Genomic DNA, 23,340 nt, shown 5'->3' with positions numbered 1-23,340 from the left:
GAATTCGCCGAAATGAAGATTTGGCAAGCTAACGGTAATATCTCCACGTGCACTACCACCGGATGAGTCTGCTGGCGTCCCGCTACCGTCGCGGCACGAGCCTGAGCGCCGCGGTACTGGCCGCCGGCGCAATGGTGCTCGCACCAAGCGTGTTCCCCGCCAATATCCCCTCGGCCGCAGCCACCGACTGCCCCGATGCCGAGGTGATCTTCGCCCGCGGCACCGGCGAGCCACGCGGCCTGGGACGCGTAGGTGACGCCCTGGTCGGCTCGCTGCGCCAACAGACCGGGATGAACATCGACACCTACGGCGTCAACTATCCGGCCGGCAAACTCCAGCTGGGCGGAGGCGACGGCGCCAACGACACCATTTCGCGGGTCAAGAAGGTCGCTCAAGAGTGCCCCGACACCAAGATCGTGCTGGGCGGATACTCGCAGGGTGCATCGGTGATCGACATCGTCGCCGGAGTTCCCGTGGGCGGTGTTTCGTGGGGCAGTCCGTTGCCCGCCCAATACACCGACAACATTGCGGCGGTGGCCACCTTCGGCAATATCGTCGGCCGGTCGGGCAGCCCGCTGTCCAGCCAGAGCGCGCTGCTCGGATCGAAGACCATCGACCTGTGCAACCCCGGTGACCCGATCTGTCACGCCGGTCCGGGTAACGAGTGGGGCGACCACACGGACGGCTACGTGCCCACCTACACCACCCAGGCCGCGACGTTCATCGCCGCCAAACTCCTGGTAGGGCAGCCGCACATGCAATACGGCGTGCACATCAATTAGAACGGCTAATATCGTGTCGTGCGCATTCTCTCGGTGGATCCACGGCCGCTCGCCGTTGCGGTGTTGCTCGCCGCGGCCGCGCTGGTAACTGCACCCGCACCGGCGGCCACGGCAGCCTCCTGCTCGGATGCCCAACTGGTGTTCGCCCGTGGCCGGTTGGAGCCGCCGGGCGCCGGCCAGATCGGCACCGCATTGCTCAGCGCGCTGCGGTCGAAGGTGCCGGACAAGAACATCGGCCTCTACGCTGTCAACTACGCAGCCAACACCGATGTGCAACGGGGCGCCAACGATATGAGCGGGCACGTTCAGTACATGGCTGACAACTGCCCCGACACTCGGCTCGTGCTCGGCGGCTACTCGCTGGGCGCCGCGGTCACCGATGTCGTACTCGCTGTTCCCACCGCTATTTTCGGGTTCAGCAGTCCGCTGCCGGCGGGCACCGACGAACACATCGCCGCAATTGCGCTATTCGGCAACGGAAGCCAATGGGTCGGGCCGATCACCGCCTTCAATCCGATCTACAACGACCGGACCATCGAGTTGTGTCACGGCGCCGATCCGATCTGCAATCCGGCCGACCCAAACACCTGGCGAACCAACTGGCCTGAGCACATGGCTCCCGCCTACATCAAGGCGGGCATGGTCGATCAGGCCGCGAATTTCGTCGCAGACCGGTTGCGCTAGCCGCAAACGTCAGTCACGCGATCGGAGCTCGCGGGTCACCAATGACCGCGCCGCCAACTGGTCGTCCGGCGGGTAATCCACTCCGGCCAACGTCAATCCCCGCGCCGGCGCGGCCGCGAAGTCGCTGGACCGCTGGGTAACCGTGAGCAGATCACGACACCATGCGGCGCTGCGGCGATGTTCGCCGACAGCCAACAGCGCCCCGACCAACGAGCGCACCATCGACCAGCAGAACGCGTCAGCGGTGACGTGGGCGGTGACCAGTTCACCATCGCGCGACCAGTCCAGCCGCTGCAGATCCCGAATAGTGGTGGCGCCGTCACGGTGACGACAGAACGCGGCGAAGTCGTTCAATCCCAACAGCTCCCGCGACGCCGCCGCCATCGCCTCCACATCCAGCGCCCGCGGCCACCCCGTCACGTAACGAGCCTGGTGCGGCTCCACCCCGTAGGGCGCAGTCGACAACCGATAAATGTAATGGCGGCGTAGCGCCGAGAAGCGGGCATCGAAAGCCACAGGTGCGCGGATGATTCGGCGGATACGGACGTCCGCGGGTATCAGCCGCCCGAGACGCCGCAGCAGCGGCAGAAATTCCGGTTCAGCGGGCCGCGACGAACGCGGATAGGCGTTGGGTAGCGCATCGACGGGGACATCGGCATGGGCCACCTGCCCGGTGGCGTGCACGCCGGTGTCGGTGCGTCCGGCCGCGCGCAACCGCACCGACGTGCGGAACACCGTCGACAGCGCCTCGTCGAGAACACCCGCGACCGTGCGCTGGCCCGCCTGCACCGCCCAGCCCGCGAATTCCGTTCCGTCGTAGGCGATATCGAGCCGAAGACGAACGTGCCCGCCACCGGCATCGATGGCGGGCCCGCTCACAGCATTGTCAGGATTCGTCGGCGTCAGCCTTGGCTTCCTCGTCAGCCACAGCGTCGGTGGCCTCCTCGGTGGCGCCGGTGTCGGTAGCTTCGCCGGCTTCGGCGTCAGCCACCTCCTCAGCCTCCGGCCCCACCGCCGCCTCCGGTTCGACGGCGGCCTGCGGCGCGGCCGCGGCAACCGCGGGCGCCGCTTTGGATCCGGCTGCCCGGCGGGCCCGGTTGGCCTCCGAAGTCACCGTCTTCTCCTGCACCAGCTCGATCACCGCCATCGGAGCGTTATCACCCTTGCGCGCCTCGACTTTGATGATGCGGGTGTATCCGCCGTTGCGGTCGGCAAAGAACGGTCCGATCTCGGCGAACAAGGTGTGCACCACGTCCTTGTCGCGGATCTTCTTGAGCACCTCGCGCCGATTGTGCAGCGTGCCCTTCTTGGCGTGGGTGATCAGCTTCTCGGCGTATGGCCGTAGTGCCCGCGCCTTGGGCTCGGTGGTCTTGATCCGGCCATGCTCGAACAGCGCCGTGGCCAGGTTGGCCAGAATCGCCTTCTGGTGCGACGACGACCCGCCGAGACGAGGCCCCTTCGTGGGCTTAGGCATTGGACGCTCCTGTCTTGAGTCCGGCTATCAGAGCTGTTCGGTTTCGGCGTAGTCCTGGTCGTCGTAGGTGGCGTCGCTGGACCAGGTCCCGGTGGCGACGTCGTAGCCGGCGACCTCCGACGGGTCGAAGCTGGCCGGACTGTCCTTGAGCGAAAGGCCTAGCTGGTGCAGCTTGACCTTGACCTCGTCGATGGACTTTTGACCGAAGTTGCGAATGTCGAGCAGATCCGACTCGGTGCGCGACACCAGCTCGCCGACGGTGTGCACACCTTCGCGCTTGAGGCAGTTGTAGGACCGCACGGTCAGATCCAGATCGTCGATCGGCAGCGCGAACGAGGCGATGTGGTCGGCTTCGGCCGGCGACGGCCCGATCTCGATGCCCTCGGCCTCGACGTTGAGCTCACGTGCCAGGCCGAACAACTCCACCAGGGTCTTACCGGCCGACGCCAACGCGTCGCGCGGAGTGATCGAGTTCTTGGTCTCCACGTCCAGGATCAGCTTGTCGAAGTCGGTGCGCTGCTCGACACGGGTGGCATCCACCTTGTAGGTGACCTTGAGTACCGGCGAGTAGATGGAATCGACTGGAATACGGCCGATTTCAGCACCGGACGCCTTATTTTGCACCGCCGGCACGTAGCCGCGGCCACGCTCGACGACGAGCTCCACCTCGAGTTTGCCTTTGTCGTTGAGCGTCGCGATCTGCATATCCGGGTTGTGCACGGTGACGCCGGCCGGCGGCACGATGTCCCCCGCCGTGACCTCACCCGGACCCTGCTTGCGCAGATACATCGTCACCGGCTCGTCTTCCTCCGAAGACACCACCAGGCTCTTGAGGTTCAAGATGATGTCGGTGACGTCTTCCTTGACACCGGGCACGGTGGTGAACTCGTGCAGCACGCCGTCGATGCGGATGCTGGTGACCGCCGCGCCGGGGATCGACGACAGCAGCGTGCGGCGCAGCGAGTTGCCCAGCGTGTAGCCGAAACCCGGCTCCAGCGGCTCGATGACGAACTGCGAACGGTTGTCGCTGACGGTCTCTTCGGACAGGGTGGGACGCTGTGAGATCAGCATCTGTTTTCTTCTCCTTCTCGGCACCCGCTATTTGATGCCGTTAGGGTTTTCGAGCCGGCCGGCTCGAAAGTCCGTTACTTCGAGTAGAACTCGACGATCAGCTGCTCGGTGAGCGGGACGTCGATCTGCGCCCGCTCCGGCAGTTGGTGGATCAGGATCTTTTGACGTTCCCCGACCACCTGCATCCAGCTGGGGATCGGACGGTCGCCGGCGGTTTCCCGCGCGATCTGGAACGGCAACGTGTTCAGCGACTTGTCCTTGACGTCGATGATGTCGTACTGCGACACCTGGTAGCTGGGGATGTTCACCTTGACGCCGTTGACAGTGAAGTGGCCGTGGCTGACCAGCTGGCGGGCCATCCGACGGGTCCGCGCCAGCCCGGCGCGGTAGATCACGTTGTCGAGCCGGCTTTCCAGGATGCGCAGCAGTTCCTCACCGGTTTTGCCGCCGCGGCGAACCGCCTCGGCGTAGTAACGGCGGAACTGCCTTTCCATCACGCCGTAGGTGAAGCGGGCCTTCTGCTTCTCCTGCAGCTGCAGCCGGTATTCGCTTTCTTTGATCCGCGCGCGGCCGTGCTGGCCGGGCGGGTAGGGACGCTTCTCGAATGCCTGGTCACCACCGACCAGGTCGACGCCTAACCGGCGCGACTTGCGGGTGGCGGGTCCGGTGTAACGAGCCATGGGTTGTTTCTCCTCCTAGACCCGGCGCCGCTTGGGCGGACGGACACCGTTGTGCGGCTGCGGGGTGACGTCGGAGATCGCACCGACCTCCAGACCCGCTGCTTGCAACGACCGGATGGCGGTCTCGCGACCCGAACCGGGCCCCTTCACGAACACGTCGACCTTCTTCACGCCGTGCTCCTGGGCTTTGCGCGCGGCGTTCTCGGCGGCCAGCTGCGCAGCGAACGGCGTCGACTTGCGCGACCCCTTGAAGCCGACGTGACCCGACGACGCCCAGGCGATCACGTTGCCCTGCGGATCGGTGATCGTCACGATCGTGTTGTTGAAGGTGCTCTTGATGTGCGCGGCGCCGTGCGGGACGTTCTTCTTCTCCCGGCGACGGGTCTTCTGCCCCTTCTTGGGGGCGGACGCTGCCTTCTTGGCTGGTGGCATGGCTGATTACCTGGCCTTCTTCTTGCCTGCGATGGTGCGCTTAGGCCCCTTGCGGGTGCGCGCGTTGGTCTTGGTCCGCTGGCCACGCACCGGGAGACCGCGGCGGTGTCGCAGGCCTTGGTAGCAGCCGATCTCGATCTTGCGGCGAATGTCGGCCTGCACCTCGCGGCGCAGATCACCCTCGACCCGCAGATTGCCTTCGATGTAGTCACGCAGGTGGGCCAACTGATCGTCAGTCAGGTCCTTGCTGCGCAGATCCTTGTCGATGCCGGTGGCGGCCAGGATCTCATTCGACCGGGTGCGGCCGATGCCATAGATATAGGTCAGCGCGACCTCCATGCGCTTATCGCGCGGGAGGTCGACGCCCACTAGACGTGCCATAAGTGGCGTTCCTCTTTTCTTCGCGGAGGTCTGGTCCCAGCCCGTTCCCGGCTGACTGCTCCGGGGCCCGGCCTCCGTTCCGGGCGTGGATGAGCGGCCTATCCGCTCACTGGTGCTGGGAGGTCTGCATTCAGTTGTTTATCGGGCTGGGCTTGCTCAGCCCTGGCGCTGCTTGTGGCGCGGATCGGAGCAGATCACCATGACCCGCCCGTGCCGGCGGATCACCCTGCACTTGTCGCAGATCGGCTTGACGCTCGGGTTCACCTTCACGGCTGTTTCGATCCTGTTCTGTCTTCTCGCTGATAGGGGGTCGGGCTTATTACTTGTATCGGTACACGATGCGGCCCCGAGACAGGTCGTAGGGAGACAGCTCCACTACCACCCGGTCCTCGGGCAGGATGCGGATGTAGTGCTGCCGCATCTTGCCGCTGATGTGGGCGAGCACCTTGTGGCCGTTTTCCAGCTCAATGCGAAACATCGCATTCGGCAGGGGCTCGACCACGCGGCCCTCGACCTCGATGGCACCGTCCTTCTTGGCCATAACCTTCCAGAGATCCTCGTCATTGGTTTCGTCCGGGTGTGCGCCCGAATCAGCGCAGCATTCGCTCGACTTGAAACGTGAGCCGGTGTTAGGAAAATTCCGGGAAATTCCTAGGACTGGGCACGAAAAAAAGCCGGCGCGGATGACGCACCGTTGCTCCACGATACTCGCTCATTCGGCCTGGCCAAAATCGCCGCGAGAGAAATCCGGCCGTCCTCCGTGGGCCGGGCTGGGCCGCACTGTCAGCCGGAATAGCGACCTCGGACCGCAGGTTGGAGCCACCATGACGGACGCAGCAGCAACAACCAAGCCCAACCTCGGTCGTTTCGGATCCTTCGGCCGCGGCGTCACCCCACAGCAAGCCAGGGAGATCGAAGCGCTGGGCTACGGCGCCGTCTGGGTGGGTGGCTCACCGCCGGCCGAGCTGGAATGGGTGGAGCCCATCCTCGAGCAGACCACCGCCCTGCAGGTGGCCACCGGCATCGTCAATATCTGGTCGGCGCCGGCCAAGCCGGTGGCCGAGTCGTTTCACCGCATCGACAAGGCCTACCCGGGCCGGTTTCTGCTGGGTATCGGTGTCGGCCACCCCGAAGCGATCAGCGAATACCGCAAGCCCTACGACGCGCTGGTGGAATACCTGGACCGCCTCGACGACTACGGCGTGCCGGCCGAGCGCCGGGTGGTGGCCGCGCTGGGCCCGCGGGTCTTGAAACTCTCCGCAGAGCGCAGCGCCGGGGCGCACCCCTACCTGACCACCCCCGAACACACGGCACAGGCCCGCGAGTTGCTCGGCCCGTCGGCGCTGCTGGCACCCGAGCACAAAGTGGTACTGACCACGGATGCCGATAGCGCTCGGGCCGTCGGCCGCAAGGCCCTCGACATCTACCTCAACCTGGCCAACTACCTGAACAGTTGGAAACGGATCGGGTTCACCGACGACGACATCACCCGCCCGGGCAGTGACCGCCTGGTCGATGCCCTGGTCGCCTACGGCTCCGCCGAGACGGTCGCGGCACGAATCAACGAGCACGTCGCCGCCGGCGCTGACCACGTCGCTATCCAAGTGCTGGCCCGACCTGACAAGCTGGTGGCGGCGTTGACCGAACTGGCCGGCGCGCTAGAGCTGAACCCCACCTGAGCGCGGCGGAAAGACACCTGATAAGGACGCAGATGACCGAGGCCGTTTCCCTCAAACCCGACCTGGGCCGCTACGGCGTGTGGTTGGGCACCCGCAGCATCTCCCCCGACCTGGCCAAGGAGATCGAATCGCTGGGCTATGGCGCGGTGTGGATCGGTGGATCACCGGATGCCGACTTGTCGTGGGTGGAACCCGCGCTCGCGCAGACCACCTCGCTGCAACTGGCCACCGGGATCATCAATATCTGGTCGTCGCCGGCAGCGGCCGTCGCCGAGTCTTACCAGCGCATCGAAAAGGCTTACCCGGGACGGTTTTTGCTCGGCATCGGGGTGGGGCACCCGGAAAACACCGAGCAGTACCGCAAGCCCTACGAGGCACTGGTGAGTTATCTCGACGAACTCGACGGCGCAACGGTGCCTACCAGTCGGCGGGTGATCGCGGCGCTGGGTCCGAAGGTGCTCGCCCTGGCGGCGCAGCGAAGCGCCGGCGCTCACCCGTATCTGACCACGCCGGAGCACACGGCACAGGCCCGCGAACTGATGGGCAACGCGGTGTTTTTGGCGCCCGAACACAAGGTGGTGTGGACCGCTGACGCCGAGGAGGCCCGCCGGATCGGCCGCAAAAGCGTCGGCTTTTACCTCGGATTGAGCAACTACGTGAACAACTGGCACCGGTTGGGATTTACCGAGAAAGACGTGCGCGAGCCCGGCAGCGACAAACTAATCGATGCGTTGGTCGCCCACGGTTCCCCCGACGACATCGCCGCAAGGCTCGACGAGCATCTGCAGGCCGGCGCCGACCACGTCACGGTCCAGGTGCTGACGCGGCCCGAGAAGCTGCTCGACGCGCTCACCGAACTCGCCGCAGCACTTGGCTTGACTTCGCACGCCTAGGTATCGGGCCGTACCGGCTGCGCACCATGCGGTTGTTGCTCGGTTAGGGTTGCGACATGCGGCTACTGGTGACCGGTGGCGCCGGCTTCATCGGCGCCAATTTCGTGCACGCCGCGGTACGGGAAAACGCCGAGGACGTGGTCACCGTGCTCGACGCCCTCACCTACGCCGGCAGCCGAGAATCGCTGGCGCCCGTCGACAACGACATCCGGCTGGTGGAAGGTGACATCACCGACACCGAGCTGGTTTCGCGGTTGGTGGCCGAGTCCGATGCGGTCGTGCATTTCGCCGCTGAAACCCATGTCGACAACGCGCTGGCCGATCCAGAACCGTTCCTGCACACCAACGTGATCGGCACGTACACCATTCTCGAAGCGGTCCGGCGCCATGGGGTGCGGCTGCACCACGTCTCGACTGACGAGGTCTACGGCGACCTCGCACTCGACGACCCACGACGGTTCACCGAATCCACGCCCTACAACCCGTCGAGCCCCTACTCGTCGACCAAGGCTGCCGGTGACATGCTGGTGCTTGCCTGGGTGCGCTCTTACGGTGTGCGCGCGACGATCTCGAACTGCTCGAACAATTACGGGCCGTATCAACACGTGGAGAAATTCATTCCGCGCCAAATCACCAACCTGTTGACCGGACGACGCCCCAAGCTGTACGGCCGCGGCGCCAACGTGCGGGACTGGATTCACGTCGACGACCACAACGCCGCGGTCCGGCGGATCCTCGAAGCCGGCCAGCCGGGACGGACCTATCTGATCGGTGCGGAGGGCGAACGCGACAACCTGTCGGTGCTGCGAACGATATTGCAGATGATGGGCCGCGATCCCGACGACTTCGACCACGTGACAGACCGTGTCGGCCACGATCTGCGCTACGCCATCGACCCTTCTCAGCTGCATGACGAATTATGCTGGGCGCCAAAGCATACTGACTTCAAGGATGGTCTGCGCGCCACCATCGACTGGTATCGTGCCAACGAATCCTGGTGGGGGCCGTTGAAAGACGCTGTCGAGGCCAGCTACGACCAGCGCGGTCAGTGACATGGAAATTCGTGAACTCGACATCCCGGGTGCTTGGGAGATCACTCCGCAACTACACTCCGACTCCCGGGGATTCTTCTTCGAGTGGCTGACCGACCGGGATTTCACATCGTTCACCGGCCACCACTTCAACCTTCAGCAGGCCAACTGTTCCGTCTCGTCAGCAGGCGTGTTGCGCGGCCTGCATTTCGCCCAGCTGCCCCCGAGCCAGGCCAAGTATGTGACGTGCGTGTCCGGATCGGTGTTCGACGTCGTCGTCGACATCCGGGTGGGCTCACCGACCTTCGGCCGGTGGGATTCGGTGCTACTCGATGACCGCGATCGCAAAACGATCTACATCTCGGAGGGTCTTGCGCACGGATTCCTTGCGTTGCAGGACAACTCGACAGTGATGTACCTGTGCTCGTCGGAGTACAGCCCGCAGCGTGAACACACCGTCTGCCCCACCGATCCAGCGCTGGGAATCGACTGGCCCGGCGGCAGCGAATTGCTAATGTCCGAGCGCGACGCCGCGGCTCCCACCCTCGCGGAAGTCAGCGCCGCCGGACTGCTACCCACCTGGGAGGCGACCCGCGCCTTCGTCGACACGTTGCGGGCCAATTCGTAGGACCCGCCTTGCTGCGGGCCCGCGGCTTTCAGCCTCCGCGCCGGGAGACAAGCTGACGCATATCGGCAAGACCCTGTTCCTGCGCGTCGTTGAGGAAGTCCGGCAGCGGAGCCCGCACTTCGGGTAGCACCTCGTGGTCGATCAAAGCCTGCAACGCCGCTTGCTTGCCGTTGCGGCCGGCCTGGTTGTCGATCTCCTGACGGCCCAACGGCGTTGAGTAGTTGTAGAGTTCACGCTCGATCTGTCGGGACGTGTCGATTTCCATGCCGCCGGACTTCCAGTACGAGTACATGCTCAGCTTGGCGTAATGGGTTCGCACGGCCACAATGTGATTCGGCGCGGACGTCGGAATGTCGGTCGGCAACTCGCCCCCGCCGAATACCGCACGGATGTCCGGCGACTTCAACAAGGTTGTCATCTCCTCGACCGACATATCGTCAGTAACGTGCGCGATCCATGGCCGCCCCTTCGCGGCTGCGTTTCGTGCGATGGCGGCCAGATCCGCGCGCCCCGCCAGGTAGGAGTAGCGAGGTTCGGCGCGCCACCCGTCGCCGCCATATCCGATGGTCAGCAGCAGCGCGGTCAAGTCGACGCTGGAGGTGAGCTGGGTCCGGGTGTCGCCGGGTCTGGGTGTGAGGTGCCCGTGCGGGTCACGAATGTAGAGCGGTACCCGGATTGACTCGTCGTACGCCGCTGCGCCCTTGCCGCGCAAGCCATGCGAGCCGCCGTATTCGCCGTGGTCGGACGTGAAGACGACGACGGTGTTGCGGTCGATGTCGCGGCGTGACGCCAGCTTGTCCAGCACGCGCCCGATCTGAGCGTCCACTTGTTGTTGCAGCCACAGGTACATGTCCAGGCAGCGGGCCCACTGGCGTGCAGCATCCGGCCCCGAATACGACAGCATCCCCGTCAGCAGCGGCGACATGAAGTTGAGGTAGTCGATCTGCAGTTGCGGCTTGCCGCGGCGACGCAAGTCCTCGGGTGTTTCGAAGTTCACCGGCGCGGCGTCGAACCAATGCGAGACATCCTCGGGCAATGGGTTTTTCGGCCACCAGCAGATGTCGTGCGGGTTGACCAGCGAGACCGTCGTACACCACGGGCCGGTGCCGGCGTTGGCGTCGAACCATTGGCAGAACTGGTCGACGATGCCTGGGTCTTTCTGCAGTCCCTGGTTGGGCGAACCGTTCGGCGAGGGGAAGGTTCCGCCGGAAAAGCCGTGCTCCTCGAGCCCTTCCGGCGTCGAATCACCCGCATGTCCCAGATGCCACTTGCCCCACCACCACGTCGCATAGCCTTGCTGACGCAGCATGGTGCCCCAGGTCGGAAACCGGGGGGCAAGCGTCGACTCGCTCGGCCCCTCCCCGGTGAACAAGCATCCGGTTTGATGCGAGTACAGGCCGGTGGTCATCACTCCGCGCGACGGAGTGCACATGTTCGATGCGGTGTAGTGCGACTCGAAAGAAATGCTGCTGCTCTGCAATCGACCGATATTGGGCAGCATGGCGTTGAGTTGCCGGCGCTGCGGAAACCACTGTGGCGTGCGCATCTGGTCGACGACGATCACCAGAATGTTGGGTTTGTTGCCACCGGCCATCGACGATTCGCTCGTCCTGGCTTGCGCCGCAACAACTCGTATCCGCCGAATCCCAACGCGGCAGCGCCCGCTGCCGTCCCAGCACCAGCCAGTACCGTCCGCCGAGTGATCGCAGCCATGCACCTATTCAAGCAGTGCAAGCCAGATGGTATGGAGTCCGCAGGTCGGGTCTTCGACTGTGTGAGCTACTACCCGGAACCCATATGAATCGAGCAGGGCGCGATATTCGGCACCGTCGAGGCTTGCGTGATACAGCGGCTCGCCACCATAGCTGCCAATCCGCTCGCCATGGGCTGGACCGCTGGTGAACATCAGCGCGCCCCCGGGCGCTGCGTGCCGCATGACGACCGAAAACATATGGCGTTGATCAGCTGGCGGCAGGTGAAAAAAGCTATCCCAGGCAAGCATTCCGTGGAATGTGCACTCCAGGGCCAACGTCCGCATGTCGGCGACATGCCAATTCTGTTCGGGGAAGCGATTCCTGCACATCGCGATCATGGTGGTAGACGAATCCACGCCCGTCACCCGACAGCCCTGCTCGATCAGGTATCGAGCCGGCACGCCGGATCCGCATCCGACATCAAGCACAGCGGCATCAGGTGGCAGCAGCGCCAGGAAACGATCAAGCCACCGCGTTTCGGGTACGCACTCGCCACGATCCCGCGACCAGGCGCCCGCATGACGCTCGTACAACTCGACGACTCGGTCGGCGGCATCAGAGGTCACGGAGCCGAATCTACTGAGGTCGGTGTTTGTCCCTGCTTGCGACGCACCCCGGACTATTACTAGGATGTCCTAGTATCCACTCGTTCTTCTCCTTATAGCCGAGGGCTGCCATGACCGCTCAAATTTCGCATTTCATCGATGGCCAACGCTGCGCCGGGCAGTCCGGTCGTACCGCTGAGGTATTCGACCCCAACACCGGCCAAGTGCAGTCGCTGGTGCCGATGGGGGGCAAAGCCGACGTCGATGCGGCGGTCGCATCGGCGGCCCGGGCACAGCGTGACTGGGCGGCCTGGAACCCGCAACGGCGCGCCCGGGTGATGATGCGGTTCATCGAGTTGGTGAACCAGAATGTCGACGAACTGGCCGAGCTGCTGTCGTTGGAGCACGGCAAGACACTGGCCGATTCCCGCGGCGACATTCAGCGGGGTATCGAGGTGATCGAGTTTTCCATCGGCATCCCGCATCTGCTCAAGGGTGAATACAGCGAGGGTGCCGGTCCGGGCATCGACGTGTACTCATTGCGCCAGCCGTTGGGCGTGGTGGCCGGCATCACCCCGTTCAACTTCCCGGCGATGATCCCGCTCTGGAAAGCGGGTCCAGCGCTGGCGTGCGGGAATGCCTTTGTTCTCAAGCCTTCTGAGCGCGATCCCTCGGTGCCGGTACGCCTGGCCGAGTTGTTCGTCGAGGCCGGCCTGCCGCCCGGGGTGTTTCAGGTGGTGCACGGCGACAAAGAAGCCGTCGACGCCATCTTGACCCACCCCGATATCACCGCGGTCGGGTTTGTCGGCAGCTCGGACATCGCCCAGTACATCTATGCCACGGCGACGGGTACCGGCAAGCGTGCGCAATGCTTCGGTGGGGCGAAAAACCACATGATCGTGATGCCCGACGCCGACCTGGACCAGGTAGTCGACGCGCTGATCGGCGCCGGGTACGGCAGCGCCGGTGAGCGGTGCATGGCCATCAGCGTCGCGGTGCCGGTCGGCGAACAGACCGCCGATCGACTGCGCGCCAGGCTGGTTGAGCGCATCAACAACCTGCGGGTCGGGCACAGCCTTGACCCCAAAGCCGACTACGGCCCGCTGGTCACGGGCGCCGCTCTCAACCGGGTGCGCGACTACATCGGCCAGGGCGTGGCCGCCGGCGCCGACCTCGTCGTCGACGGGCGTGAGCGCGCCAGCGATGACCTGGCATTCGGTGACGCCAACCTCGAGGCCGGGTTTTTCATCGGCCCCACACTGTTCGATCACGTCACCGCGGACATGTCGATCTACACCGACGAGATCTTCGGGCCGGTGTTGTGCATCGTGCGCGCCCACGACTACGAAGAGGCTTTGCGGCTGCCCACCGAACACGAATACGGCAACGGAGTGGCGATTTTCACCCGCGACGGCGACACCGCCCGCGACTTCACCTCCCGGGTGCAAGTTGGCATGGTTGGCGTCAACGTGCCGATCCCGGTTCCGGTGGCCTACCACAGCTTCGGCGGTTGGAAACGCTCCGGCTTCGGCGACCTCAACCAGCACGGGCCGGCGTCGATCCAGTTCTACACCAAGGTCAAGACCGTCACCTCACGCTGGCCATCCGGCATCAAGGACGGTGCCGAATTCGTCATCCCCACAATGAAGTAGCTGCAGAATGCCATTCTTCGAACTCAACGACGACGAGCGGGTGATCACCGAAACAGCAGCCGCATTCGCCGGCAAGCGCTTGGCGCCGTACGCCCTGGAATGGGATGCAAGCCAGCACTTCCCGGTCGACGAGTTGCGTGAGGCGGCACAACTCGGCATGGCGGCGATCTACTGCCGCGACGACGTGGGCGGCAGCGCGCTGCGCCGGCTCGACGGGGTGCGGATCTTCGAGCAGCTCGCCATCGCCGACCCGACGACGGCAGCGTTCCTGTCCATTCACAACATGTGCGCCTGGATGATCGACACCTTCGGCACCGCCGAACAGCGCAAGACCTGGGTGCCGCGGTTGGCAGTGATGGAGGTCGTCGCCAGCTACTGCCTGACCGAACCCAATGCCGGCTCGGACGCCAGCGCATTGCGCACCCGTGCTGTCAAGCAGGGCGGCGATTACGTGCTTGACGGCGTCAAGCAGTTCATCTCGGGGGCGGGCGCCTCCGACGTGTACGTGGTGATGGCACGCACGGGCGGCGATGGCCCCCGCGGCATCTCGGCTTTTATCGTCGAGAAGGGCACCGCCGGGCTGAGTTTCGGTGCCCACGAGGAGAAGATGGGCTGGAACGCGCAGCCGACGGCACAGGTGGTGCTGGAAGGGGTGCGGGTGCCCGCCGACGCCATGCTGGGCGGCGCCGAGGGCGAAGGCACCGGTTTCGGCGTCGCGATGAAAGGGCTCAACGGCGGCCGGATCAACATCGCCGCTTGTTCACTCGGCGGGGCGCAGGCCGCATTCGACAAGGCGGCCGCTTACCTTGCGCATCGCGAGGCATTCGGCAATGTCCTGCTCGACGAGCCGACGATCCGGTTTACCTTGGCCGATATGGCCACCGCACTGGAGACCTCGCGAATGCTGTTGTGGCGCGCGGCTACTGCGCTGGACAACGATGCCGAAGACAAAGTCGAGTTGTGCGCGATGGCTAAGCGGTATGTGACCGACGCGTGCTTCGACGTGGCGGACAAGGCGCTGCAGTTGCACGGCGGCTACGGCTATCTACGCGAGTATGGTCTGGAAAAGATCGTCCGCGATCTGCGGGTGCACCGCATCCTGGAGGGCACCAACGAGATCATGCGGGTGGTCATCGGCCGGGCAGAAGCCGCACGGGTCCGCGCCGGCGCATAGAAGGGCGGGAAGTTGTCGACAATCGCGTTTCTGGGGCTGGGCCACATGGGCGGACCGATGTCGGCGAATCTCGTTGCCGCCGGCCATACCGTGCGGGGCTTCGACCCGGTGACCGCTGCGTGCACGACCGCCGCCGGCAAGGGCGTCGCGGTGTTCGACAGCGCCGCGGCCGCGGTGGCCGAGGCTGACGCCGTCATCACCATGCTTCCCCATGGCGATGCGGTCAAACGCTGCTACGGAGACATCCTGCCTGCCGCTAAACCGGGCGCGCTGTTCATCGACAGCTCCACGATCTCCGTCGACGACGCGCGCGAGGTGCACGCGCTGGCCGGCTCGCACGGCGTCACCCAGCTCGACGCGCCGGTCTCCGGCGGCGAGGCGGGTGCCGTCGCCGGCACGCTGGCCTTCATGGTCGGTGGCGACGAGGACGCCCTGCAACAGGCGCATCCCATTTTGGAACCCATGGCGCGCAAGATCATTCACTGCGGCGCAGCCGGCGCGGGCCAAGCCGCCAAAGTCTGCAACAACATGGTGTTGGCCGTACAGCAGATCGCGATCGGCGAGGCGTTCGTCTTGGCCGAGAAACTCGGGCTGTCAGCCCAGTCGCTGTTCGACGTGATCACCGGCGCGACCGGCAACTGCTGGGCCGTGCACACCAACTGTCCGGTGCCCGGCCCGGTGCCGACCTCTCCGGCCAACCACGACTTCAAGCCGGGCTTCGCGACCGCGTTGATGAATAAGGACCTGGGCCTGGCGATGGATGCGGTGGCCTCGACCGGTTCATCCGCGCCGTTGGGCAGTCACGCGGCGGAAATTTATCGCGACTTCGCCGCCAGACACGGCGCTGAGGACTTCAGCGCGGTGATCAACCAGCTTCGCGGCAGCTGAACCGGGCCACCACCCGCTGCGCCTGCACCTCCCGGCACCCGCTGGCCAGCAGCCCGTCGTAGCCGGCCTCACCGGTGAAGATCGCCGGCAAACCGATCGCCGCGGCCGTCCGCGCGCCGGCCTCGGACCCGGCTATCACCAGCGCCTCGCCGGCCACAATGCCCAGCTCCCACTGCGCCAGCCGGTAGAGCTCGGCGTCACCGGCGGGACCGGTTAAGTCATCGGCGCTGATCACCGTCTCGGTCATGCCGTCCCCGATCAGTTCCCGCACTCGGTTCTGCACCCAGTCGCGTGACCCGGCGCCGACCACCGCGACCCAGATGCCAGTGACGAACAGGCTCAGCACCAGGTCGACCAGTCCGGAACGCGGCTCACCGTCGGAGTCGGCCAGAGCATCGGTATCGAAGATCACCGCTTGCAGGGGGTACACCTCGGCATCGCGTTGCACCACGTGGTCCCACCAGAACGGACGGCCGGGACTGGTCCATCGAGCGAGCTCCGTTGTGATCGGCATGACAAGCACTTTGTCGGAAACCGGCCCGTGTGTCCTCCCCCATAGGGGGGATCTGGGCGGGGGGATACAGGGGAATCTGGACGGGGTAATCGCCACGGGCGGCCTTATTGTCTTGCTATGCCCCCCGTGCGCCTGGTCCTCGTCGACGACCACGAGATGGTGATCGAAGGGCTGCGGGCCATGCTCACCGCGTTCTTCGACCGGATCGAAGTGGTCGGGCAGGCGATCAACGCCGAGCAGGCGCTGGCCGTGATCGCCGACACCGATCCCGACATCGTGCTGTGTGACGTGCGGATGCGCGGCGAAAGCGGGCTGGACCTCTGCCTGGCGCTGCGGGAACGCGACCCGGACCGCAGGGTGGTGATGCTCTCGGTCTACGACGACGAGCAGTATCTGTTCGAGGCGCTGCGGGTGGGTGCCAGCGGCTACTTGCTTAAGAGCATCAGCAGTGACGACCTGGTGCACCAGCTCGAGTTGGCCCACCGGGGCGAGACGGTGATCGACCCAGGCCTGGCAGCCCGGGCGGCCGACACCGCCGCACGGCTGCAGCGGGACGAGTTCTGGCCGGGTGCCCGCCAGGGCCTCACCCAGCGGGAGAGTGAGATCCTGGCGTACATGGTCAGCGGGCTGTCCAACCGGGGGATCGCCAACAAGCTCGTCATCGGCGAGGAAACCGTGAAGAGCCATCTGCGTTCGATCTATCGCAAGCTCGGTGTCACCGACAGGACCAGCGCCGTGGCCACCGCGCTGCGCGAGGGTATTTACCAGTGACCGAGGGTATCCGGCCATCCAACGCGGTGCGCGACCTCGTCGACGCCGACCGTGAACTCGCGCTGCTGCGCGAACTCATCCAGGCGGCCTCCAGCGGGCCCGGCGTGGAACCACTGGCCGCGGCGGCGGCGCGGATGATCACCGCTGCCACCGGCACCGACGTGTGCTTCGTACACGTCCTCGACGACAGCGAGCGCTCACTGACCCTGGCCGGCGCAACACCGCCGTTCGACGGCCAAGTGGGAAAGATCCGGCTGCCGTTGGGGTCCGGGGTTTCCGGCTGGGTGGCCAGCCACCGCGAACCTGTCGTGATCACCCACGACAAGGAATCCGACCCGCGGTATCTGCCGATCCAGTCGCTGCGGGGTCGCGACTTCACCTCGATGGTGTCGGTGCCGATGGAAACCGATCCCGGCGGCCTGGTCGGCGTGCTCAACGTGCACACCGTGGCGCGGCGCGAATTCAGCGACGGTGACGTCGAGCTGTTGCGGGTCATCGGCAGGCTGATCGCCGGCGCGATGCATCAGGCCCGCTTGCATCGTCGGTTGGTGGCCCGCGAACGCTCCCACGAGCTGTTCGTCGAGCAGGTGATCGAGGCACAGGAAATCGAGCGCCGCCGACTGGCCGGCGACATCCACGACGGGATCTCGCAGCGGGTGATCACGCTGTCCTACCGGCTCGACGCCGCGGCCCGGGCGCTCGGCGACGACCCGAAAGAAGCCTCCGAACAACTCGACGCAGCCCGCGAACTCGTCAGGCTGACCCTGCAGGAAGCGCGCGCGGCGATCAGCGGACTGCGTCCGCCCGTTCTCGACGATCTCGGCCTGGCCGGCGGCCTGGCCAGCCTGGCCCGGTCGATGCCGCACATGGATCTGGAGCTCGACCTCTCCGACACCCGGCTGCCCGAGCACATCGAGCTCGCGCTGTACCGCATCGCCCAGGAAGGCTTGCAAAACATCGTCAAACACGCCAACGCCACAATGGCCCGGGTGCGCTTCGCGGTGGACGACGACATCGCTCGGCTGGAAATCGTGGACGACGGAGTCGGTTTCGACACCTTCGAGAATCCGCTGGGCGGCGACGAGATGGGCGGCTACGGGGTGCTGTCGATGTCCGAACGGGCCGAGCTGGTCGGCGGGCAGCTGAACATCCGGTCGCGGCCCGGCACCGGAACAGCGGTTACCGCGACAATTCCGTTGCCGTCACTAATCCCGTAAGCCCTCTCCTGCGCGAGCGTGCGCGTCCCCGGTCGACACGCCGCAATAAAACCCGGAATAGCGCACGCCCGCGCGCAAAGGGTGCAACGCCAAAGTGGCGCCTCAAAAGTCGCCGGCGTTGTGCCGCAACGTCTCGATCGACGACACCAACGCCTGCGAGTCGGCGTCCGACATTCCGATGTCGACAAACACCTGCTTGTTGAGCGTGACGGTGGCGTCTTCGACCGTCGAGCGGCCCAAGTCGGTGATCTGCACCAAGGTTGTCCGCCCGTCGGTGGGATGCGGTATCCGCTGCACCAGCCCGTTGGCTTCCAGCCGCCGGATCGCATGGGTGACGCTCGTGACGTGGACCTGCAGCCGGTCGGAAGCCTTGGTGATCGGCAGCGCCCCGGTGCGGGTGAACGCCAACAGACGCAGCAACTCGAATCGGGAAAAGCTCAAGTCATAGGGGCGTAAGGCGGTCTCGACCCGGGCAAGCAGGATCTGGTGGGCCCGCATCACCGAGGTCACCGCGACCATGCCCTGGGCCACGTCGCCCCATCCGGCGCGCTCCCAGTTGGTCCGCGCCGCGGCGATCGGGTCACGGTTGTCGGAGGCGGCCACGCCCCTTCTTACCGCACTTCGGCGCGCGGTCGGGTCAGCAGAGCGACTTTCCCACCACCGACAACACCGCCAGGCTCGACGCGCGGTTACCGACGGTGATCCGCACGCCGCCGTCGGCGTAGTGGCGGGCCCGCAACCCGCTGCCCGCCAACATCTCGTGCCAGCGACGACCTGCCGCCGGGATGTAGATGAAATTCGCGTGCGAGTCAGTGGTATCCACACCCATCTCCCTTAACCGCCGTTGCAGGTAATGACGTTCGGCGGTGATCGACTGGATCCGTTTGCGCAATTGATCTTCAGCCCCGTAGGACGCGGCGACCGCCAGCAGACAGGTAATGGCGAGGCCGAACGGCAACTGCTTGCTCCACAGCATCCGGGTCAGGCTCGGCGACCCGACGCCGTAACCGATGCGCAGCCCGGCCAGGCCATAGGCCTTGGAGAACGTGCGCAGCACCACCACATTGGGAAAGCGGCCGACCAACGCCGACGCGCTGATCCGATGCTCTGCAGCAACGAATTCGATGTAGGCCTCGTCGAGCAACACGATTGTCTTGCGTGGTACCCGGCGAAGAAACTGCAAGACCTCGACCGGGGGCTCCACAGTGCCGGTCGGGTTGTGCGGGCGACACAACACGACCACCCGAGCCGTCGCAGCGGCGTCTGCCAACGCATCGAGGTCGTGATGGCCATACTCATCGAGTGGGACGATCTCAGGTATCAGTCGGGCTATCTGCGCGAATAGTGGATAACCTTCGAACGTCGGCGCAGCCATGGCAATCGTGTCGCCCGGACTAGTCAGCGTTTGCAGAACCTGCACCGCCACCCCAGTCGCTCCGGAGCCGAGCACCACCTGATCCTCGTTCGCGCCGATGTGACTGGCGATCTGGCGGCGCAATTGCTCAGGCAGAAACTCCGGATAGCGGTTGGCGGCATCGATCGACTTCCGCAGAGCGGCCCGCACCGCACGCAGCGGCGGAAACGGACTCTCGTTGAGCGACAACGCTAATGGGTCTACCGCCGATGGCAACGCCGCGAGGACGTCTGCCCCCACCGGATTCGTCAGCAGCGCCATCAGCCGCGTCCGCCCCATCGGACCGCGGCGGCGCCCGCGAAATCACCCGCATGCGCGAAGGCCGCCATCAGCACCACGTCGCCGACCGCGACCTGGCCGCCACTGATCGCGCGATCAAGGTTCACCGGGATCGCGGCACCGAACAGGTTGCCGCACTCATCGAAGGTATCGAGGTGTCTCGACTCGGGCACCTCGAGTGCTTCGCGCCAGTTCCGCAGGAATACCCGATTGGGTTGGTTGGTGACGAGGAGGTCGATGTCCGTGGACGCCAGGCTGATTCGGTCACACACGGCCAATGCCACTTCCGGAACCTGGCGGTTCCCGCGGGCGAGCACCTTGGCGATCTTGCTGTCGGTGAAACCGATGCAGCCTTCGCCAGATCCGGGCTGCCAGTACTTGCGTGGCGGGTCAATCGTGTAAGTCATGTCGCCGGCGTATTCGCCGTAGGTGCGGCACTCCGCATCGAGGATGGGCGACTGGTCCGATACCGTGACCAGGCCGACCGCGGCGCCGTCGCCGGGAACCGACGCCTGCGCCTTACCACGCACCCCGGGCTGGTCGAACACCTGGCCAGCAGCGTTCTGCGCGATCGCGATGAGCGCCGTTCGTCCTTCGCCGGTGGCCAACAGTTGACGAGCCACCTTCAGTGCCAACACGAACGCTGCGCACCCGCCGTTGTGCAAGTCAAGTACACATGACGGTCGCATGCCCAATCGGTGCGCGATGCCGCCGCCTGCGCCGTAAAACGGCATGTCCGGCAGCTGGGTATGGGTGATCAGCACGTCGACGCTTTCGACGGCCTCCCGCCCGTGCCGTTCTGTCAGCCCGGCACAGGCCCGTTCGACCATGTCGATCGCGGTCTCGTCGGGCGCGACGTGGTGGCGAAACTTGGGGGCACGAAACATGAGATTGTCGCGCAGGGCGTCGGATTCGGCGAATCCAGCGTAGTAATCCGCGCCGATCGGCGATCCGGGCAGATAGCTGGAAACATCGGCCAAGCTGACGGCGGGTGGGCTCATGAGGCGCTCATCTCATCCAGGCCGGAATGACCGGAAGACCATTGCGGTGACGATATTCGGCGATCGACTTGAGGTTGTTCAGCTCCAAGCCATGGCCGGCGCCGAACAAGTCCCAGAAGTCGCCCACCCAGCCCGTGCGGCCTGGCGGAACGGCTTCCGGATGTGGGTTGTGGTCATAGAACGGATGGCGGCAATTGGTCCACAGCACAACCGATCCGGGCTTGTCGAGCACCACCTCCGCGTCCAGCACCCGCATCAGATAGATCATCCACAGGTGCCTACTTTGGTCCCAGGCGCAGTGGTAATCGACGGTACGGGCATCGGCGTTGGCCACCGTTCGGGTGTAGATCTTGGTGTCTGGAAGTAACCGGTCGTAGGCCAGCCAGAGCCCAGGCTCATCGGTCGGGGTGAAGTCGCGCAGGGTATAGGTCCACTCCTCGAGGCTTCGGGTGTCGGCCAACCACGCGAACAGCTCGTCGGGTGGGCAGTCGACGTAGTCGTTGACCGTGCAGTACTGACCGAAGACCTCGTCGTGCGGATACACCGACCGCATCTTCGCCATGAAGATCGGTGCGGTCTGCTCTAACGGCGCGCTCTCGATGCGCACCACTCCCTCGATGGATTCGGCAATATCATCACGCGCTGACAGCGACATGGGTGCGGCTCTCCTTCGTGGTTGAATGCAGCTGAGCCGCCGAAAAACTGGTTGTCGGCTGCGCCAGGAATGGTGCGAACGGGGGGATTTCATCGGCTGCGCACTCGACGCTGACCACCGAGGGCCCGTCGACATCCAGTGCCATGCTCACCGCCGACGAGAACGCGTCGGCGTCGGTGACGTCGACAGACGCCAGTCCGGGAAACATCGCCGCCAGACCGGCTCCGAGATTGCTTGGCGCAAATCGGTTGTAGCTGTATCGATCGTCATAGAACAACTGTTCGCGGGTTACGCACATGGCGTGGGCGTTGTTGTTGCACAACACGAACGTCACCGGTAGCCGGTATTGCACCGCCGTGTGTATTTCGGTGCCGTGCATGAAGAAGGCGCCGTCCCCGGCGACGACCACCACCCGCCGGCCACGGGCGAATGCCATGCCGATGCCCGCACCGAAGCTGTAGCCCATGCCGCCCATACCAAGCGCGACCATGAATCGGCCTTCGCGCCGCGTCGGCAGATAGTGGATGGCGGCCGCGCCGGTGTTGCCGGCATCGACGACGATGTCCACCCCGTCGGGCAGCGCCCGATCGAGCGCGATCATTGCATCGCGGTAGCGCACACCCGGCCCGTCGAACGACGGGGGGCAAAGTTCCTTGCGCGACACCGCATCAGGCACGCGGATACCGATCGGTCGCGCACGCCCAGTCAACGCGCTGGTCAGGAGTCGCAACGAGGCCCGCAGATCGTCGGTGTGCACGTGGGTGCAGGGAAAGTACGGCGGTGCGGACCCGATCGACACCGTGCGCACTCCGGCCAGCGCATCGTCGAGTCCGGCGCGCGCGGTCACCGGCAGCCGGGTGCCCACTACCAGGCACAGTGCGCTGCGGGCGATCGCCTCGGCCACCCCGGGGTGGCCCATGACACCGGTCACTCCGAGCGTCGACGATGACCCGAAACCCGGTGTCCCGGCGACATCCTTGGCGTCGGGCACACACGCCACCCGCGCGCGCAGCACGGCCCGGAGAGCCGCCAGTTCGCTTCGCGCATCGTCGCGGGCCACCTGTTCACCGGCGATGATCGTGACCGGCCCGATCGCCTGATGCACTGCCCGCACGATCGGATGCGGATCGCCAATGGAGCGCGGCCGTTCAAGATCACAGCGGTGGCCGTTGATGCCGATCGTGCCTTGCTGAATGTCCTTGGGCAGCAACAATACCGCCGGCCCGCCCGTGCGGGCTGCCGCCAGCGCCGCCGGCAACGCAGAAACGATGTCGCCGGATGTAAGTACCCTTCGGCAGAACAGCGACACTGACGAAAACAACCGGTCGGCATCCAACGAGGCGTTGCGGCCGCTTGTGTCCTGAAAGCTGCCCTGCCCGTCCATCGTCGTGGCCGGCTGACCCACCAATGCCAGTACCGGGACTCGACTGGCCAGCGATTCTCCAAGTCCGGGAACGAGGTTGAGCGCACCACCGCCCGAAGTGGCCGCCACCACCCCCAAGCCGGCCCCGCTGCGGCTGTACCCGTCTGCCATCGTCGACGCCGAGAACTCGTGCTTGGCCAGCACCGCCGTGATGTCCGACCGAAAGTATGCGGCGTCGTAGAGGTCTTCGATGTTGGCGCCATCCACACCGAAGATGTGGCCGACTCCGATGGCCGCGAGCTGCCCGACGATGTGGTCGACCACCCGGTACGTGCTAGGCATATCTGATAGACGACTCGCGGGCGCTTTGAGTTCATC

At 65.4% G+C, this 23,340-nt stretch carries 26 protein-coding genes and 1 pseudogene; 11 read left to right on the top strand and 16 right to left on the bottom strand.

What is annotated here, in order from left to right:
• Window positions 1–62: 62 nt before the first annotated feature.
• Both AC5Y42_RS03435 and AC5Y42_RS03430 read left to right on the top strand, forming a co-directional pair.
• Window positions 63–782: a cutinase family protein gene (locus AC5Y42_RS03435; RefSeq protein ID WP_499895746.1), complete on the top strand. Its 720-nt coding sequence runs from the start codon at window positions 63–65 to the stop codon at window positions 780–782.
• A gap of 18 nt (window positions 783–800) precedes the next feature.
• Window positions 801–1,466: a cutinase family protein gene (locus AC5Y42_RS03430; RefSeq protein ID WP_499895744.1), complete on the top strand. Its 666-nt coding sequence runs from the start codon at window positions 801–803 to the stop codon at window positions 1,464–1,466.
• A gap of 9 nt (window positions 1,467–1,475) precedes the next feature.
• Here the strand turns inward: AC5Y42_RS03430 and truA are convergent, their stop codons facing one another.
• The 8 genes from truA to infA form a co-directional block, all read right to left on the bottom strand.
• Window positions 1,476–2,345: a tRNA pseudouridine(38-40) synthase TruA gene (truA, locus tag AC5Y42_RS03425; RefSeq protein WP_499895742.1), complete on the bottom strand. Its 870-nt coding sequence runs from the start codon at window positions 2,343–2,345 to the stop codon at window positions 1,476–1,478.
• A gap of 7 nt (window positions 2,346–2,352) precedes the next feature.
• A complete protein-coding gene (gene rplQ, locus AC5Y42_RS03420; protein WP_499895740.1) occupies window positions 2,353–2,940 on the bottom strand; it encodes a 50S ribosomal protein L17 in 588 nt (195 codons plus the stop codon).
• Window positions 2,941–2,967: 27 nt separating this feature from the next.
• Window positions 2,968–4,011 (bottom strand): DNA-directed RNA polymerase subunit alpha, encoded by a 1,044-nt coding sequence (locus AC5Y42_RS03415; protein WP_499895738.1) that lies wholly within the window; start codon window positions 4,009–4,011, stop codon window positions 2,968–2,970.
• Window positions 4,012–4,085: 74 nt separating this feature from the next.
• On the bottom strand, window positions 4,086–4,691 hold the full coding sequence (gene rpsD, locus AC5Y42_RS03410; protein WP_499895736.1) for a 30S ribosomal protein S4: 606 nt from the start codon (window positions 4,689–4,691) through the stop codon (window positions 4,086–4,088).
• A gap of 15 nt (window positions 4,692–4,706) precedes the next feature.
• Window positions 4,707–5,123 (bottom strand): 30S ribosomal protein S11, encoded by a 417-nt coding sequence (gene rpsK / locus AC5Y42_RS03405; protein ID WP_008260256.1) that lies wholly within the window; start codon window positions 5,121–5,123, stop codon window positions 4,707–4,709.
• 6 nt (window positions 5,124–5,129) lie between these two features.
• Window positions 5,130–5,504, bottom strand: coding sequence for a 30S ribosomal protein S13 (gene rpsM, locus AC5Y42_RS03400; protein ID WP_065013436.1), 375 nt, complete (start codon window positions 5,502–5,504; stop codon window positions 5,130–5,132).
• 156 nt (window positions 5,505–5,660) lie between these two features.
• Window positions 5,661–5,774 carry a 50S ribosomal protein L36 gene (rpmJ, locus tag AC5Y42_RS03395; protein WP_003879483.1) on the bottom strand — a complete coding sequence of 38 codons (114 nt, stop codon included), beginning with the start codon at window positions 5,772–5,774 and terminating at the stop codon, window positions 5,661–5,663.
• Between the two features lie 49 nt (window positions 5,775–5,823).
• Window positions 5,824–6,045 carry a translation initiation factor IF-1 gene (gene infA, locus AC5Y42_RS03390; protein ID WP_003418601.1) on the bottom strand — a complete coding sequence of 74 codons (222 nt, stop codon included), beginning with the start codon at window positions 6,043–6,045 and terminating at the stop codon, window positions 5,824–5,826.
• Window positions 6,046–6,328: 283 nt separating this feature from the next.
• Between infA and AC5Y42_RS03385 the strand changes: the two genes are divergently transcribed.
• Genes AC5Y42_RS03385 through rfbC form a run of 4 tightly spaced genes read left to right on the top strand, consistent with a single transcriptional unit; the run spans window position 6,329 to window position 9,735 of the window.
• Window positions 6,329–7,183 (top strand): LLM class F420-dependent oxidoreductase, encoded by an 855-nt coding sequence (locus AC5Y42_RS03385; RefSeq protein ID WP_499895734.1) that lies wholly within the window; start codon window positions 6,329–6,331, stop codon window positions 7,181–7,183.
• Between the two features lie 32 nt (window positions 7,184–7,215).
• Complete coding sequence (locus AC5Y42_RS03380) at window positions 7,216–8,076, top strand: LLM class F420-dependent oxidoreductase (protein WP_499895732.1); 861 nt, start codon at window positions 7,216–7,218, stop codon at window positions 8,074–8,076.
• Between the two features lie 56 nt (window positions 8,077–8,132).
• Window positions 8,133–9,128: a dTDP-glucose 4,6-dehydratase gene (gene rfbB / locus AC5Y42_RS03375; protein WP_499895731.1), complete on the top strand. Its 996-nt coding sequence runs from the start codon at window positions 8,133–8,135 to the stop codon at window positions 9,126–9,128.
• A 1-nt stretch (window position 9,129) separates the two neighbouring features.
• Entirely contained in the window at window positions 9,130–9,735 is a 606-nt protein-coding gene (gene rfbC, locus AC5Y42_RS03370) for a dTDP-4-dehydrorhamnose 3,5-epimerase (RefSeq protein ID WP_499895730.1), read from the top strand.
• A 28-nt stretch (window positions 9,736–9,763) separates the two neighbouring features.
• Here rfbC and AC5Y42_RS03365 read toward each other — a convergent pair.
• Together AC5Y42_RS03365 and AC5Y42_RS03360 are read right to left on the bottom strand one after the other, a co-directional pair.
• Window positions 9,764–11,448, bottom strand: a pseudogene (locus AC5Y42_RS03365) (sulfatase-like hydrolase/transferase).
• A gap of 4 nt (window positions 11,449–11,452) precedes the next feature.
• Window positions 11,453–12,055, bottom strand: coding sequence for a class I SAM-dependent methyltransferase (locus AC5Y42_RS03360; protein WP_499895728.1), 603 nt, complete (start codon window positions 12,053–12,055; stop codon window positions 11,453–11,455).
• Window positions 12,056–12,165: 110 nt separating this feature from the next.
• Between AC5Y42_RS03360 and AC5Y42_RS03355 the strand changes: the two genes are divergently transcribed.
• Genes AC5Y42_RS03355 through mmsB form a run of 3 tightly spaced genes read left to right on the top strand, consistent with a single transcriptional unit; the run spans window position 12,166 to window position 15,748 of the window.
• Window positions 12,166–13,686 carry a CoA-acylating methylmalonate-semialdehyde dehydrogenase gene (locus AC5Y42_RS03355; RefSeq protein ID WP_499895726.1) on the top strand — a complete coding sequence of 507 codons (1,521 nt, stop codon included), beginning with the start codon at window positions 12,166–12,168 and terminating at the stop codon, window positions 13,684–13,686.
• Window positions 13,687–13,693: 7 nt separating this feature from the next.
• Window positions 13,694–14,860: an acyl-CoA dehydrogenase family protein gene (locus AC5Y42_RS03350; protein ID WP_499895724.1), complete on the top strand. Its 1,167-nt coding sequence runs from the start codon at window positions 13,694–13,696 to the stop codon at window positions 14,858–14,860.
• A gap of 12 nt (window positions 14,861–14,872) precedes the next feature.
• A complete protein-coding gene (mmsB, locus tag AC5Y42_RS03345; protein WP_499895722.1) occupies window positions 14,873–15,748 on the top strand; it encodes a 3-hydroxyisobutyrate dehydrogenase in 876 nt (291 codons plus the stop codon).
• Here mmsB and AC5Y42_RS03340 read toward each other — a convergent pair.
• Window positions 15,726–16,262 carry an HAD family hydrolase gene (locus tag AC5Y42_RS03340; RefSeq protein ID WP_499895720.1) on the bottom strand — a complete coding sequence of 179 codons (537 nt, stop codon included), beginning with the start codon at window positions 16,260–16,262 and terminating at the stop codon, window positions 15,726–15,728. The genes mmsB and AC5Y42_RS03340 overlap by 23 nt on opposite strands.
• 117 nt (window positions 16,263–16,379) lie before the next feature.
• On the opposite strand from AC5Y42_RS03340, the gene AC5Y42_RS03335 reads away from it, so the two are divergent.
• Window positions 16,380–17,033, top strand: coding sequence for a response regulator (locus AC5Y42_RS03335; protein ID WP_499895718.1), 654 nt, complete (start codon window positions 16,380–16,382; stop codon window positions 17,031–17,033).
• Window positions 17,030–18,250, top strand: coding sequence for a GAF domain-containing sensor histidine kinase (locus tag AC5Y42_RS03330; RefSeq protein ID WP_499895716.1), 1,221 nt, complete (start codon window positions 17,030–17,032; stop codon window positions 18,248–18,250). Before AC5Y42_RS03335 ends, AC5Y42_RS03330 begins: the two co-directional genes overlap by 4 nt.
• 102 nt (window positions 18,251–18,352) lie before the next feature.
• Here the strand turns inward: AC5Y42_RS03330 and AC5Y42_RS03325 are convergent, their stop codons facing one another.
• From AC5Y42_RS03325 to AC5Y42_RS03305, 5 genes are read right to left on the bottom strand one after another with little or no spacing between them, the layout of a single operon-like run.
• The gene (locus AC5Y42_RS03325) at window positions 18,353–18,853 is read right to left on the bottom strand and encodes a MarR family transcriptional regulator (RefSeq protein WP_499888238.1); all 501 of its coding nucleotides are present in this window, start codon (window positions 18,851–18,853) and stop codon (window positions 18,353–18,355) included.
• Window positions 18,854–18,887: 34 nt separating this feature from the next.
• Complete coding sequence (locus tag AC5Y42_RS03320; protein ID WP_499895714.1) at window positions 18,888–19,925, bottom strand: pyridoxal phosphate-dependent aminotransferase; 1,038 nt, start codon at window positions 19,923–19,925, stop codon at window positions 18,888–18,890.
• Window positions 19,925–20,944: a 3-oxoacyl-ACP synthase III family protein gene (locus tag AC5Y42_RS03315; RefSeq protein WP_499895712.1), complete on the bottom strand. Its 1,020-nt coding sequence runs from the start codon at window positions 20,942–20,944 to the stop codon at window positions 19,925–19,927. The genes AC5Y42_RS03320 and AC5Y42_RS03315 overlap by 1 nt, the downstream gene beginning before the upstream one ends.
• A gap of 7 nt (window positions 20,945–20,951) precedes the next feature.
• Window positions 20,952–21,599, bottom strand: coding sequence for an SRPBCC family protein (locus AC5Y42_RS03310; protein WP_499895710.1), 648 nt, complete (start codon window positions 21,597–21,599; stop codon window positions 20,952–20,954).
• On the bottom strand, window positions 21,580–23,304 hold the full coding sequence (locus AC5Y42_RS03305) for a thiamine pyrophosphate-binding protein (RefSeq protein WP_499895708.1): 1,725 nt from the start codon (window positions 23,302–23,304) through the stop codon (window positions 21,580–21,582). Before AC5Y42_RS03305 ends, AC5Y42_RS03310 begins: the two co-directional genes overlap by 20 nt.
• Window positions 23,305–23,340 lie beyond the last annotated feature (36 nt).

This window comes from Mycobacterium sp. NGS48 (assembly GCF_059812585.1).
The sequence above is the reverse complement of the archived record's forward strand: the minus strand, read 5'-3'. Positions and strand labels throughout refer to the sequence as shown.

Excerpts from the sequence above, each read along its gene's own strand:
- AC5Y42_RS03435 (WP_499895746.1), top strand. The coding sequence starts at position 63 with ATGAGTCTGCTGGCGTCCCGCTACCGTCGCGGCACGAGCCTGAGCGCC.
- rplQ (WP_499895740.1), bottom strand. The coding sequence starts at position 2,940 with ATGCCTAAGCCCACGAAGGGGCCTCGTCTCGGCGGGTCGTCGTCGCAC.
- AC5Y42_RS03415 (WP_499895738.1), bottom strand. The coding sequence starts at position 4,011 with ATGCTGATCTCACAGCGTCCCACCCTGTCCGAAGAGACCGTCAGCGAC.
- rpsD (WP_499895736.1), bottom strand. The coding sequence starts at position 4,691 with ATGGCTCGTTACACCGGACCCGCCACCCGCAAGTCGCGCCGGTTAGGC.
- rpsK (WP_008260256.1), bottom strand. The coding sequence starts at position 5,123 with ATGCCACCAGCCAAGAAGGCAGCGTCCGCCCCCAAGAAGGGGCAGAAG.
- rpsM (WP_065013436.1), bottom strand. The coding sequence starts at position 5,504 with ATGGCACGTCTAGTGGGCGTCGACCTCCCGCGCGATAAGCGCATGGAG.
- infA (WP_003418601.1), bottom strand. The coding sequence starts at position 6,045 with ATGGCCAAGAAGGACGGTGCCATCGAGGTCGAGGGCCGCGTGGTCGAG.
- AC5Y42_RS03385 (WP_499895734.1), top strand. The coding sequence starts at position 6,329 with ATGACGGACGCAGCAGCAACAACCAAGCCCAACCTCGGTCGTTTCGGA.
- AC5Y42_RS03380 (WP_499895732.1), top strand. The coding sequence starts at position 7,216 with ATGACCGAGGCCGTTTCCCTCAAACCCGACCTGGGCCGCTACGGCGTG.
- rfbB (WP_499895731.1), top strand. The coding sequence starts at position 8,133 with ATGCGGCTACTGGTGACCGGTGGCGCCGGCTTCATCGGCGCCAATTTC.
- rfbC (WP_499895730.1), top strand. The coding sequence starts at position 9,130 with ATGGAAATTCGTGAACTCGACATCCCGGGTGCTTGGGAGATCACTCCG.
- AC5Y42_RS03355 (WP_499895726.1), top strand. The coding sequence starts at position 12,166 with ATGACCGCTCAAATTTCGCATTTCATCGATGGCCAACGCTGCGCCGGG.
- AC5Y42_RS03350 (WP_499895724.1), top strand. The coding sequence starts at position 13,694 with ATGCCATTCTTCGAACTCAACGACGACGAGCGGGTGATCACCGAAACA.
- AC5Y42_RS03340 (WP_499895720.1), bottom strand. The coding sequence starts at position 16,262 with ATGCCGATCACAACGGAGCTCGCTCGATGGACCAGTCCCGGCCGTCCG.
- AC5Y42_RS03335 (WP_499895718.1), top strand. The coding sequence starts at position 16,380 with ATGCCCCCCGTGCGCCTGGTCCTCGTCGACGACCACGAGATGGTGATC.
- AC5Y42_RS03320 (WP_499895714.1), bottom strand. The coding sequence starts at position 19,925 with ATGGCGCTGCTGACGAATCCGGTGGGGGCAGACGTCCTCGCGGCGTTG.
- AC5Y42_RS03315 (WP_499895712.1), bottom strand. The coding sequence starts at position 20,944 with ATGAGCCCACCCGCCGTCAGCTTGGCCGATGTTTCCAGCTATCTGCCC.
- AC5Y42_RS03310 (WP_499895710.1), bottom strand. The coding sequence starts at position 21,599 with ATGTCGCTGTCAGCGCGTGATGATATTGCCGAATCCATCGAGGGAGTG.
- AC5Y42_RS03305 (WP_499895708.1), bottom strand. The coding sequence starts at position 23,304 with ATGCCTAGCACGTACCGGGTGGTCGACCACATCGTCGGGCAGCTCGCG.